At 63.3% G+C, this 12,726-nt stretch carries 10 protein-coding genes; 6 read left to right on the forward strand and 4 right to left on the reverse strand.

Annotation, left to right across the window (positions count from 1 at the left end; translation table 11 throughout):
• Window positions 1-96 precede the first annotated feature (96 nt).
• Both hutX and hutW read right to left on the reverse strand, forming a co-directional pair.
• Window positions 97-633: a heme utilization cystosolic carrier protein HutX gene (gene hutX / locus RVAN_RS12660; RefSeq protein ID WP_013420107.1), complete on the reverse strand. Its 537-nt coding sequence runs from the start codon at window positions 631-633 to the stop codon at window positions 97-99.
• Entirely contained in the window at window positions 630-2,162 is a 1,533-nt protein-coding gene (hutW, locus tag RVAN_RS12665) for a heme anaerobic degradation radical SAM methyltransferase ChuW/HutW (RefSeq protein WP_245257986.1), read from the reverse strand. Before hutW ends, hutX begins: the two co-directional genes overlap by 4 nt.
• 371 nt (window positions 2,163-2,533) lie before the next feature.
• Here hutW and RVAN_RS12670 point away from each other — a divergent pair, with 371 nt between their 5' ends.
• From RVAN_RS12670 to RVAN_RS12685, 4 genes are all read left to right on the forward strand, one after another.
• Window positions 2,534-4,639, forward strand: coding sequence for a TonB-dependent hemoglobin/transferrin/lactoferrin family receptor (locus RVAN_RS12670; protein WP_013420109.1), 2,106 nt, complete (start codon window positions 2,534-2,536; stop codon window positions 4,637-4,639).
• 266 nt (window positions 4,640-4,905) lie between these two features.
• Window positions 4,906-5,841 (forward strand): tonB-system energizer ExbB, encoded by a 936-nt coding sequence (gene exbB, locus RVAN_RS12675; protein WP_013420110.1) that lies wholly within the window; start codon window positions 4,906-4,908, stop codon window positions 5,839-5,841.
• A 4-nt stretch (window positions 5,842-5,845) separates the two neighbouring features.
• Window positions 5,846-6,298 (forward strand): TonB system transport protein ExbD, encoded by a 453-nt coding sequence (exbD, locus tag RVAN_RS12680; RefSeq protein ID WP_013420111.1) that lies wholly within the window; start codon window positions 5,846-5,848, stop codon window positions 6,296-6,298.
• Window positions 6,295-7,110, forward strand: coding sequence for an energy transducer TonB family protein (locus RVAN_RS12685; RefSeq protein ID WP_013420112.1), 816 nt, complete (start codon window positions 6,295-6,297; stop codon window positions 7,108-7,110). Before exbD ends, RVAN_RS12685 begins: the two co-directional genes overlap by 4 nt.
• Before the next feature lie 28 nt (window positions 7,111-7,138).
• Here RVAN_RS12685 and RVAN_RS12690 read toward each other — a convergent pair whose 3' ends face one another.
• Entirely contained in the window at window positions 7,139-7,450 is a 312-nt protein-coding gene (locus tag RVAN_RS12690; protein WP_013420113.1) for an ArsR/SmtB family transcription factor, read from the reverse strand.
• Window positions 7,451-7,571: 121 nt separating this feature from the next.
• On the opposite strand from RVAN_RS12690, the gene RVAN_RS12695 reads away from it, so the two are divergent.
• Both RVAN_RS12695 and RVAN_RS12700 read left to right on the forward strand, forming a co-directional pair.
• Entirely contained in the window at window positions 7,572-8,600 is a 1,029-nt protein-coding gene (locus tag RVAN_RS12695) for an efflux RND transporter periplasmic adaptor subunit (protein WP_013420114.1), read from the forward strand.
• Window positions 8,597-11,881: an efflux RND transporter permease subunit gene (locus RVAN_RS12700; protein WP_013420115.1), complete on the forward strand. Its 3,285-nt coding sequence runs from the start codon at window positions 8,597-8,599 to the stop codon at window positions 11,879-11,881. Before RVAN_RS12695 ends, RVAN_RS12700 begins: the two co-directional genes overlap by 4 nt.
• 71 nt (window positions 11,882-11,952) lie before the next feature.
• Here the strand turns inward: RVAN_RS12700 and RVAN_RS12705 are convergent, their stop codons facing one another.
• Window positions 11,953-12,552 carry a hypothetical protein gene (locus RVAN_RS12705; RefSeq protein WP_041787587.1) on the reverse strand — a complete coding sequence of 200 codons (600 nt, stop codon included), beginning with the start codon at window positions 12,550-12,552 and terminating at the stop codon, window positions 11,953-11,955.
• Window positions 12,553-12,726 lie beyond the last annotated feature (174 nt).

Genomic DNA, 12,726 nt, shown 5'->3' on the forward strand with positions numbered 1-12,726 from the left:
TAAGTCGGGGCGGCGGGTGACCGAAAAGCGCCGCGACGATAGCGAACGCGGCGGCTCGCTTGTCGTGGCGCTCCCGATCCCGGCGTCACGCAGCACTCATCCGTTCTGGCTCACCCGCGCTTTCAACGCCTCGAATTTCTCGACCTGCTCGGGATTGAGCGAGTAATCCGCCAGCCGCCCCACGAACACCTTGAACATGGCTTCGCCGTCGATATCGAAGAACTGCACGCCGCAGCTTTCCTTGCCCATGAACGGGCGTCGCACGAAGGCGATACAGGCGCAGCGCGACGCCTTGATGTGTCCGCCGATGGGGCTCTTGCCATGCAGGTTGAAGAAGCCGCGTCCGTATTCGCCCTTCGGAAGCGGACCCCGGCATTCGAGAACGAGGTTCTTCGTGTGAACCACAACGGTCACGTCACCCCATTCCGCGAGGTCGTTCATGATGTTGTCGAAGGCCGAGGCGGGCGCGAAGGTACAGTTCGCGCGCGGCAGGAGTTGCATCGCTTCGACCACGCTTACGCCGTGCGCCTCCGCCAGCGCCTCGATGACGCCATCCGGGTTGGTTTCGAGACGCGCGGCGAGTGCCGCCAGCGCTTCCTCTTTCGAGGCAAAGACGGTTTGCGTTTCGGTCATGCGATTTCCTCCGTTGCTGTGACTGTGTGCGGAATGGCGTCGAGCGCGGCGTAAAGGCCGCCGGTCAGGTTAGTGATCCAGAACGTGCCCGCGCGCGTGGCTCGGAAGACGCCTCCATCGACGCGGCCTAGTCCCGCCGCCGTCCAATTGTCGAGGAGCGGCGCGGCCGCGCGCGCGAAACCGGGCGCGATTGCGTCCACAACATCGATGGGGAGCGAGCCCGCTTCCAGCCCCGCCGTGATCGCGGCTTGCGCGGCATAGGCTGGCGGCATTCGCGACGCGCCCGCGATGGGGGCCTGACCCTCCGCCTTCGCGGCCTTGCGTTCATCGATGCTGACGAGATTGCTCCAGCGGACGCCGTGCGCCTGCCCGCCCGCGCCGGGGCCGAACGGAATGCATGGCACGCCGCGCTTTATCCCGCTGTTGTAGCGGTTCCGCTCGTGATCGCCGCGCGCGAAATGCGACTGCGACACCTGTCGAAAACCCTCCGCCACAAGGAACTCCGCAGCCTCGACATACATCTGCGCCTGCTCGCCGACGAGCGCCGCCGGGGGCAGTTTTTCGTCCGCGATGGACTTCGCGAGTGGGCCACCACGAAAGATGTTCAGCGCGTAGAGCGTGACGCCGTCGATGCGACTCGACGCGACGGTTTCGATATCGCGCCGCCAGATTTCGCGCGTTTGACCGGGCAGGCCGTACATCAGATCGCAGACGATGCTGGCGCGGTCGAGCGCGGCGAGGTCGTTCAGGAAGGCGAGCGTCGCCGCGCCGTCGAGCTTGCGTCCGAGACGCCGCCGCACCGCCGTGTCAAACGTCTGGACGCCGAGCGAGACGCGGTTCGCGCCCGCATCGAACGCCGCCACCGCCTTTTCGAGGCCGAAGCCGTAAGCGCGGCCCTCTACCGTAATTTCACACTCGGGATCGAGAGGCAGCAGGCGGCGCACATTGGCGATGAGACGCGCCAGCGGAGCGGAGAGAAGCGCGCTCGGCGTGCCGCCGCCGAGATAGACGGACTCGATGGGCGCGGTCGAAACCAGCGGCGTCGCGGCCATTTCTTCCATTTCGGCGACGACGTCGTTCACGTACGCATCCGAAAGCTCGGGGCGCCAGACGTTCTGGAAAAATCCGCAGAACAGGCAGCGGCTCTGGCAATAAGGCACGTTGATATAGACGGCGGCGGGCTCGGCGCGGGGCGTTGCGAAGGCTCGCGCGACCGCGCTTCCGGCTTCGGCGGGATCGATGGCGACGCTGCCGCGCCAGGGCGGCGAAAACTCCCGGCCCGAAAACGCCTCCGTCAGCGGATCGCGTCCAGCCGGAACAAAGAATGCGTCGATGGTCTTCGGCGCGGACATCGGGTGTCCGCCGGGATGACCGCCCGCGTGGCCCGGCTTGGCCGATTGACCTGCGCCGGTATTGCCAGCATGCGGGTGGCTGGCGTGAGGATGGCTAGCGCCATGGTGAGGGGCCGCGTCGTTGTGCGATGGCTCGGAGCGGCTTGCTATTTCGGCGTGCGGCGGCCTGCGGTGCATATGTCCTTCCCCAACTGTGCCCATCGCTGGCGCGCAGTTGCACAGCCCGCTTCGATCAGTCGAACGGATATGGCACGTGCGAGGCTCCAGCTTAAGTAAAAAAGCTAGACGACGCCGATCAATGTCGCAACAACATTTATTTATATTTCGATTAATTCTAAAAGTTTAACTTAACCTGGCCTCGTATAAAAGAACTTCGCTGATTTTAATTATTATAAGACTCATTCCATGTGAATACATTTGAGAAATATTCTAAATATATTCGACACACTCAAGTAAAAACCGAAATCGACTCGATCTTTCGCCTTGCGCGGCCTGTTTCCTTACCCCAACCTTGCGTCGGGCAATTTGGCACTTGACTGGGGTATGTTATGACATGGGGCAGTAGAGCGGCTTATGCCGCTGCAGTGGCGCTTTCCGCGTCCACTCTTCTTTCGGCGTCCGCATTTTCGCAAGATGAAGCGGGACAACGGGTCCAACTGGACGAGATTTCGATCTTCGCGACCCTCAATCCGATCGCGACATTCGACTATCCGGGGCAGGTCGACATAGTCGATCGCGACCAGATCCAGACCGAGCAGGCCTCTACGGTAGCCGAGACGCTGAAGAACGTCCCCGGCGTGTTCGTGAATGGCGGCGCGCGCATGAGCGGGCAGACGCCCAACATTCGCGGCTTTGATGGAGAGGACGTTCTTATCCTGCTCGACGGTGTGCCGCAGACCTTCCAATCGGGGCATGACGGTCGCCTCTTCGTCGACCCGGACCTCCTGAAGCGCGTTGAAGTGGTCAAGGGTCCGAACTCGTCGCTCTACGGTTCGGGTGCGCTCGGCGGTGTCATCGCAATGACGACGGTCGATGCGAGCGACTTTCTTGACGCGGGCGAAACGGCGGGCGCGCGCGTCAAGGTCGGCTTTCAGACGGCGGACGGCCAGCCGATTCTCACGACCACGGGCTTCGCGCGCACCGAAGACGGCAAGTTCGAAACGCTCGGCAGCTTCACCTATCGGCGCATGGGGTCGATCGAGCTTGGCAACGGCGACGACCTCAGCAACAAGGACAACATCAAGTCCGCGCTCGCGAAAGGCACGGCGCAGGTAACGCCGGACCTGAAAGCGACCGCGACCTGGGTACACTTTGCCGACGACGGCGTTACTCCTGCGAACCCGCAGTCCAACGGCGAAGTCAGTTCGTCGAACGCGCTCGTCAAGCGCGGCATCCTGAGCGATACCGTCTCCGGCAAGCTCAGCTACACCCCCGAAGGCAGTCAGTGGTTCAACGGCAACTTTCTCGCCTACTGGGCACAGAACAAAGTCACGGAGAATTACTACAACAGCACTCGCTATCAGACGCGCGATGTCGAAACGGTTGGCGTTAAGGCCGACAACCGCTCGTGGTTCGAGTTGGCCGACTGGCAAACCAAGGTGACGTTCACCTACGGCGTCGACTACCACAAGGACAAGCAGAAGGGCGCGGACAGCCTTCCCGTGGGCTACCAATATGGTAACACCATCTCCTCGATCCCGAGCGCCGAAGCCGATTACACCGGCTCTTTTGTGCAGGCTGAAATCAAGGTGCTTCGCCCCGCATCCCTTCCGGGCGAGCTTACGCTGACCCCGAGCGCGCGCTTCGACGCGTTTTCGATGGAGGCCAGCGGCGAGGAAGACTTCTCCGACGAGGCGTTCTCGCCGAAGATTGCAGCCGCATACAAGCCGGTGCCGTGGTTCCTGTTGTTCGGCAATTACGGAAGCGCCTTCCGCGCGCCGGACTACAACGAGCTTTACGCCATGGGCAACCACTTCTGCATGGGCCCGTTCTGCAACACGTTCGTACCCAATCCCGACCTCAAGCCGCAAACGGCTGAGACCGGTGAAGTGGGCGCGGGCTTCGAGTTCACCGATGTCGCGGCAAAGGGCGACGCCGTGAAGCTCAAGGGCTCCTACTGGCACATGGACGCGCGCGACTATATCAATCAGGAAATCGTGGGGGCGGGCGTCGGCGGTAACTCTGATATGGGTTGCTTCACGGGCCAAGGCGGCTGCTACACGCGGTTCTTCAACACGGACCACGCCATCTTGTCCGGCGCGGAAATCGCTCTCACCTATGACAGCGCTCGGTTCTTCGGCGGCGTCTCCTGGGCGACGATGACCGGCCGCGATGCAGATACCGACGAATACGTCGGTGCGCTCCAGCCCGACAAGGTGATCCTGACCGCCGGCGTAAAGCTGCCGGAATACTGGACTCGCGTCGGCACGCGCTTCACTTTCGCGGACGAGTTCACAAAAGGCGCCACTCGCGATGCTTATAACCTCGTCGACCTGTTCGCGGTGATCGAGCCGACTGAGGGGCCATTCAAGGGCCTCCGGGTGGATCTCGGCATCGATAACGTCACCGACGAAGCCTATGAACTGGTCGCCGCAGACGTGTACGAGAAGGGCATCAACTTCAAGGGCGCGGTGAGCTGGACCGTGAAGTGGTAGCCATCCGCGAGCAACGATTCACATGAATTAGACCCGGCGGGCCATCCGCCGGGTTTTGTTTTGCAAGGTTTTATTCTCGCGGACTTATATAATGCTCTCCGCATACTCACCGCTTTCAAACAAAACCTATAATAGTTATAAACTATTATTATTGCTTGTCTTTGCTAGCCGGACTATTGTTTTCGAGCGCGCAGGACACTGTCGACGGATGAATGCTGTGAAGACCGTCCCGCGCCAAGCCTATCTCATGACATGAGGGAGAACGGATGCAGTCGGAGGCCACGCCGCGGCGTCTGAATACCGTAAGCCGGATGATCGCCGTCGGGGCGATGCTTCTGATCGCAGCGAGTCCCGCTTTTGCACAGGATGAGGCACAGCAGCAGCCGCAAACGACGCAACTCGATGCGGGGCCAGTCGCCGAAGCACAAGCGCCCCTCGCGACGCCTGAAAGCGATCCGCTTCCGCTCCCGCCGGGCGACAAGCCGACGAGCAAGCAGCTTCCGCACGAACTGTCCCCGCTGGGAATGTTCCATGCCGCCGACGTCGTCGTGAAAACAGTGATGATCGCGCTCATGCTGGCCTCATTTCTCACATGGACGGTGTTCTTCGCGAAGACGGCGGAGCTCTGGGCGGCGCGGCGGGGATTGAAGGCGGCGATCATGAGCATCGATAGCGCGCCAAGCCTCGACGCGGCAGCGGAGGCGGTTGCGCAAACCAAAGGGCCGGGCGCGGTGGCCGTCGCGGAGGCCGTTCGCGAGGTTCAGCGCTCCAGAACGCTCGGCAATCCCGACAAGGACGGCGTCAAGGAGCGCGTCGCATCCAGGCTTTCTCGCGCTGAGGCGCGCGCGAGCCGTCACGTCATGGTCGGGATCGGCATAGTGGCCACAATCGGCTCGGTTGCGCCGTTCGTCGGATTGTTCGGCACCGTCTGGGGCATCATGAACGCCTTCATCGGCATTTCGAAAGCCCAAACCACGAACCTTGCCGTGGTCGCGCCCGGCATCGCCGAAGCACTCCTCGCCACCGCGCTCGGCCTCGTCGCCGCGATCCCGGCTGTGGTCGTTTATAACGCCTTCGCGCGGCAAATCACCGACTACCGCCAGCTTCTCGCCGATGCTTCGGCCGCAGTCGAAAGGCTCGTGAGCTTCGATTTGGATGCAAGATGCACGGCCCGGCCTCGCATCAAGGCGGCGGCGGAGTAGCGCGATGGCCGGTAGTTTTAAGCGGGAGCCGAGCGACGCCGTCGAGGAAAGCCACGAGATCAACGTCACGCCGCTGATCGACGTGATGCTGGTGTTGCTCATCATCTTCATGGTCGCCGCGCCGCTTTCCACGGTGGATGTGCCGGTCGATCTTCCGACATCGAACGCGCAACCCAGGCCGCGCCCGGCCGAGCCGCTCTTCATCACGGTCAAGGCCGACCTAACGCTCGCAATTGGCAACGATCCAGTCCCGCGCGAGGCGATCAAGGCCGCGCTCGACGCCAGGACGAAGGGCGACACCGAGCAGCGCGTCTTCGTGCGCGCGGACAGGAGCGTCGATTACGGCTCGCTGATGGACTCGATGAACCTTCTGCGAAGCGCGGGCTATCTGAAAATCGGGCTCGTCGGACTAGAGGCCGCGCCGCAGGCTGGCGCAGCGGCGGTGGGGAAGCCATGACCACAGCGGATTGGGGCTTCGACGCGACTGGCGGCATGGATGAGGGGCGGCGCGATGCGGTGCGCTGGACTGCTGCCGCCGCCGCAGCAGCAGCGCTCTATGCTGGTGTGACCGTTGCCATCCTCTTGCAGCCTGAAGACGCGGCGCCCGCATTGATCGATCCCGCTGGCGCGGTCATGGTCGAGCTTTCCCCGATCGTGGCCGCCCCTGATACGCCGATGCGCGATGTCGCAACGGGCGCAGAATCGGAAGCTTCGCCCGAACAGGAGGTCAGCGAGCCGAAGCCGAAAGAAAATCAATTGCAGGAAGAAGAAACCAAGCTTCCCGAGTTCGACAAAGCGGAAGCTATCATCGAGCAGGCGCGGCCGGAGCCTCAACCCGAGAAGCCGGTCGAAAAGAAGCCCGTTGAAAAGAAGCCGGAGGAGCAGAAGCCGCAGCGGCAAAAATCGACCGCGCGCGCCGCAGCTGCGCCCCGCCCGAACAAGGCCAGACATGCAGCCTTTAACGCCGCACCGTCCGCAGGCGTCTCTTCTTCGGCCTCCGCCGCCTCGTGGCGCAGTGCGGTCGTCGGCCACCTCAACCGCCACAAGCGCCATCCGGGCGGCGCATCGAACGGTACGGCGTCAGTCGCGTTCGCCATCGACCGGCAAGGCCGCGTACTCTGGGCGCGTCTCACCCGGTCGTCCGGCAGCTCCCAGCTCGACGCGGAGGCTGTCTCTCTCGCGAGGCGCGCGTCTCCCGTGCCCGCGCCACCTGCGGAAATGGCGCGAGGAACGATCACACTCTCGGTTCCGCTCCGTTTCACGCGCTGACCCGTGGAACGGCCGGGAGCGCTCGACCTTATCGGCCTTGACCCACCCCAGGACAAAAAAGGCCATGCAACAGCTCCACCAACTGCCGAGCGGGCTCGCTCGCGATGGAATAGAACACCGTCTGCCCCTCGCGCCGTGTTGCCACGAGCCGGTCTTTCCTTAGCAGCGCGAGATGTTGCGAAACGGTCGACTCCCGCGTCTGAAGGAGGGCCGCCAACTGGCCGACCGACTTTTCGCCATCGATGAGATGGCACATGATGAGAAGTCGCGAACGGTGGCCGAGCGATTGCAGCAGCTCGCTTGCGGCGTCGGCCGCCTTTTCCATGTCGTCAGCCAGCATGATCCCTTTTCCGTTATCTTCGTATATTCGTAGATACGACGTATTGCAATAATAGCACGCCGCGATTAAGCTTTCCAGCAACGAAGAAAGCCGCCACGACGGCGACGCTGACGAGGTTTCGATGAAACAACACTCTCCGCATGGAACGCCGCAGCGCGGGGCGGCGCTGTTCGCGCTCCTCGCCGTGTTGAGCGCGGTTGCCGCGCCTTCCCGCGCCGCCGATACGTTCGACGTCGGCGCGCGCGAGATCGACGACCTGAAGGCCGTCTATGCAACGGTACGCTCCACCGACGAGGTGGCCGCGCGCGTGCGCACTGGTGGCACTGTGGCTTCGCTCTCGATCCAGCGCGGCAGCGAGGTCAAGACGGGCGATGTCATCGCAACGGTAACGGACCAGAAGCTCGCGCTCCGCATCAAGTCGCTCGATGCGCAGATCGTGGGGCTTCGGTCGCGTGCCGAGACGGCGAAGGCCGAGGCTGCGCGTCAGGAGCAACTTGCGCAGCGCGGCTTCGCGGCCGGAGCAAAGCTCGACGAGGCGCGCGCGGTTTCCGAGGTTGCGGCGAACGCGCTCAAATCCGCCGAAGCCGAGCGCAGCGTGCTCATGAAACAGGTCGAGGAAGGCGAGGTGCTGGCACCCGCGCAGGGGCGTGTGCTTACGCTGCCCGTGACAGTCGGCGCTGTGGTGATGCCCGGCGAGACCATCGCCAAGATCGCGGCCAACGCTTATGTGCTGCGCCTTGAACTGCCCGAGCGGCACGCGCGCTTCATGAAAAAAGGCGATCCGGTGCTTGTCGGCGGTCGCGAGCTTTCGGGCGACGACCTTCCCACCGCCAAAGGTACGATCACGCTCGTCTACCCCGAGCTTCAGGACGGGCGCGTGATCGCCGATGCGGCGGCCGATGGCCTCGGCAAATATTTCGTGGGCGAGCGCGTGCTGACGTGGATTTCGGCGGGCAAGAGGCCTTCTATCGTGGTGCCGCCTGCCTTTTTGTTCCGCCGCTTCGGGCTCGATTATGCCCGTGTGGCGCATGGCGATGGCGCAGTCGATGTCGTAGTACAGCCGGGCCATCGCGCGCTGCTTGACGGCGGCGGCGAAGGCGTGGAAGTGCTCGCGGGGCTGAACCCCGGCGACAGGCTGGTGCGGCCATGACGAGCAGCAATAGCACGCGCGATCCGAGCGATCCGAAGCATGTCAGGCTCGGTATTTCGGGCTATCTCACACGCGCCTTCATCAACTCGAAGCTGACGCCGCTCATCCTCCTTGCGGCGCTCACGCTCGGCACACTGGCGCTTGTGGCGCTCCCGCGCGAGGAGGAGCCGCAGATCTCCGTGCCGATGGTCGATATCCAGGTGCGCGCGGACGGTCTCAAGGCGCAGGACGCCGAGCGCCTCGTTACCGAGCCGCTCGAAACCATCGTGAAGGCCATCAACGGCGTCGAGCACGTTTACAGCCAGACCTATGACGACCGCGTGGTTGTGACGGCTCGCTTCCTCGTCGGCACGAAGGCGGACGAAGCGATTCTGCGCGTGCACGAGAAGGTGAGGGCGAACCTCGACCGCATCCCGGTCGGCATCCCCGAGCCGCTGATCGTCGGGCGCGGCATCGACGACGTGGCCATCATGGTGCTGACGCTCTCGCCGACGCCGGAGGCTGCGCCGCGCTGGACGGAGATGGCGCTCTATCATCTCGCCGAGAACCTGCGCATCGAACTCGCCAAGGTGGACGAAGTCGGCCTCACCTATCTCTCGGGCGGCCGGCCGGACCAGATCCGCATCGAGCCCGACCCCGAGCGCCTGTCGCTCTATGGCGTGACGCTTGCGCAGCTCATCGACAAGGTGAAGTCGGCGAACCGCTCGTTCGTGGCCGGGCAAACGCGTGACGGTGGCCGGGCGGTGCCGGTGGTTGCGGGCCAGACGCTGGCCGGCGTGCCGGATGTGGGGCTGCTTCTGCTGACAACGCGCGATGGTCGCCCTGTCTATGTCCGCGACGTGGCGAAGGTCGTGGTAGACGGCAAGCCAGTCGAAGCGCGCTCGTGGCATTACGCGAAGACGGCGGACGGCAAGCTCGAACGGGTGCCGGCCGTTTCCATCGCCATCGCCAAGCGCGCCGGTGCGAATGCCGTGGTCATCGCGGAGCGGCTCGAAAAGAAGCTCGTCGCGCTGAAAGGCTCGGCCCTGCCGCCCGGCATCGACGTGAACATCACGCGCAACTACGGCGCAACGGCGAGCGACAAGGCCGACGAACTGCTGTTCCATCTCGGGCTCGCGACCGTCTCCATCGTGCTGCTCATCGTGTTCGCCATCGGCTGGCGCGAGGGGCTTGTCGTGCTCGTGGTCATCCCGACGACGATCCTGCTGACGATGTTCGCGTCGTGGATCATGGGCTATACCATCAACCGCGTGAGCCTGTTCGCGCTGATCTTCTCCATCGGTATTCTGGTGGATGACGCCATCGTGGTAATCGAGAACATCGCGCGGCACTGGGCGATGCGCGACGGACGAAACCGCATGACGGCGGCCATCGAGGCCGTGGCGGAGGTCGGCAATCCCACCATCATCGCGACGCTGACGGTGGTGGTCGCGCTCCTGCCGATGCTCTTCGTTTCGGGGTTGATGGGGCCGTATATGAGCCCGATCCCGGCGAATGCATCGGCCGCGATGGTGTTCTCGTTCTTTGTCGCGGTGATGGTGACACCGTGGCTGATGATGCGCATCGCGGGCCGCGCGCCGCTGCATGGCGACGACAGCCACGGGGTTGGCGTACGGCAGGGTTTCCTGGCGCGCGCCTATCTTTCCGCAGCCCGGCCGATCCTGAAAACGCGCGGCCGCTCCCTCGGCTTCCTCGTCGCTGTCGGCGTGGCGACAATCGCGGCCTGCTCGCTGTTCTATTTCAAGGCCGTGAGCGTGAAGCTCCTGCCGTTTGACAACAAGTCGGAGGTGCAGGTGGTGCTCGACCTGCCGGAAGGCTCGTCGCTCGAAGATACGGACCGCGCGCTGGCCGACGCGGCTCGGCGCCTTGCATCGCTTCCCGAGCTTGAGACGATCCAGGCCAATGCGGGCAGCGCCGCGCCGTTCAACTTCAACGGCCTCGTGCGCCATTATTATCTGCGGGCCGCGCCGGAACTGGGCGACCTTCAGGTGAACCTCACGCACCGCGACGAGCGCGACCGCACGAGCCACCAGATCGCGCTCGACATACGCGAGCGACTCGCGGGCCTCCCCTTGCCGCAAGGTTCGGCGCTGAAAGTGGTCGAGGTGCCACCCGGACCGCCGGTCATGGCGACGCTGCTTGCCGAAGTCTACGGCCCCACGCCGGAGGCGCGGCGCGAGACGGCGACGAAGCTGAAGGAGCTGTTCAAGAGCGTGCCGTTCATCGTGGACGTGGACGACAGCTTCGGCACGCCGTCCGAGCGGCTGCGCGTCGCCATCGATCAGGACAAGCTCGAATTTTTCCACGTCGAGCAAAAGGATGTCTATGACACGGTGCAGGCCTATCTGTCGGGCGTGACCGTCGGCTATTCGCATCGCGGCGAGGGGCGGCATCCGGTCGAGATCGCGGTGGCGCTGCCGAAACGCGACCTCGCCATCGACCAGCATACGCTGTCGACGCCCGTGCCCGCGAACGCCATTCCCGGCAATCGTAGCGTGGTCGAACTCGGCGATGTGGTACGGCTTGAGCGCGAGCGCGCGTCGTTCCCGATCTTCCGTCACAACAGCAGACCGGCGGAGATGGTTTCGGCGGATCTCGCGGGCAAGTTCGAGGCGCCGATTTACGGTATGCTCGCCGTGCGGGACGCCATCGACCGCGCCGATTGGGGGCCGGGGCAAAAGCCGGTCATCGCGCTTCACGGCCAGCCTGATGACGAGACGAAGCCGACGCTTCTTTGGGACGGCGAGTGGGAAGTGACCTACGTCACCTTCCGCGACATGGGGGCGGCTTTCGGCATCGCGATCCTCGGGATCTACTTCATCGTGGTGGGGCAGTTCGGCTCGTTCAAGCTGCCCCTCGTAATCCTGACGCCCGTGCCGCTGACGCTGATCGGCATCGTGATCGGCCACTGGATGTTCGGCGCGCCGTTCACGGCAACGTCGATGATCGGCTTCATCGCGCTGGCGGGCATCATCGTGCGCAATTCGATCCTGCTGGTGGACTTCATCCGTGAACGTCGTGACGCCGCCACGCCGCTCCGTCAGGTGCTGCTCGAAGCTGGCGCAATCCGCTTCAAGCCGATCCTGCTGACGGCGCTTGCCGCTATGATCGGTGCGGCGGTGATCCTCACCGACCCGATCTTCCAGGGGCTTGCCATCTCGCTGCTGTTTGGGCTGTTGTCATCGACGCTGCTGACAGTTCTCGTGATCCCGGCAATCTACATCGTCCTGCGCGACGACCGGTTGCCCGAACCGGAAGGCGGCTTCCCTTCAAAAAATTGAGGCTGCGTGCCCCCCGCGGCCCGCAGCCTCTCCCTCTACAACTGTTTTCCGGCAGACTGACCGAAGGAGCGTTAAAGCTCCTCCGCGATGCCCCATATCAGCCAATGCTCGGGAATACCTGCGCGCTCCGCGTATTTTTCGAGGAGGTCGATCATGGGTTCATCGATCTCAAGTTTTTTGCCCTCGCTTTTCGCGAGGTGCGCCTGGAGGTTGGAAAGCTCCAAGGCCATAGCTGCCGGCTGCGCGGCAGCGACCCGCAAGAGGCTAAGGCGCACCAGAACGGCTCCGGCTGAGAGTACATCCGGCAAAACATCGCCGTTCCAAACCTTGAGCTCAGGCTGCGCCTTGACCAAACCGCGCCATCCCAGTCTTATGAAAATATCGTCCCACAATGCTTCAGGGATCGGACCCGGATAGCGAACCGGGTTCGCAGCATCCTTCAATGTCGCGATTTGCCACTCACCAGCGACATAGCCTGCAGACAGCGGCCTTTGCCGCAAATGCGGCATCCATCCGGCGGCAGTGGCGCCCTCAATCCAGGCATCAGCATCGATCGCGTATTTGTTAACGCCGGAGCGGGTCGAGTGCACATAAAAGCCGACTTCGTCGGCGAAAGCGGAAATGCGGAGGGACATCTTTTTTTCGCGTGATTGAGCGACCGTGGTCGACATGATTGGGGCTTGTTGAACGCAGTACCGGTTTAGCAGCGGCAAGAAAAAATCCTCAAGTTTAGCGAACACATTCGTGAATTGTTTACTTCTCTTGCATTCTTGGGCGGCGCCGTTTCCTCTCTACTTGCTACATCTTCCGGTTGAGCACTATATTCGCACAATCATCGGCTCTAG

The organism is Rhodomicrobium vannielii ATCC 17100, from assembly GCF_000166055.1.
Taxonomy (GTDB): domain Bacteria; phylum Pseudomonadota; class Alphaproteobacteria; order Rhizobiales; family Rhodomicrobiaceae; genus Rhodomicrobium; species Rhodomicrobium vannielii.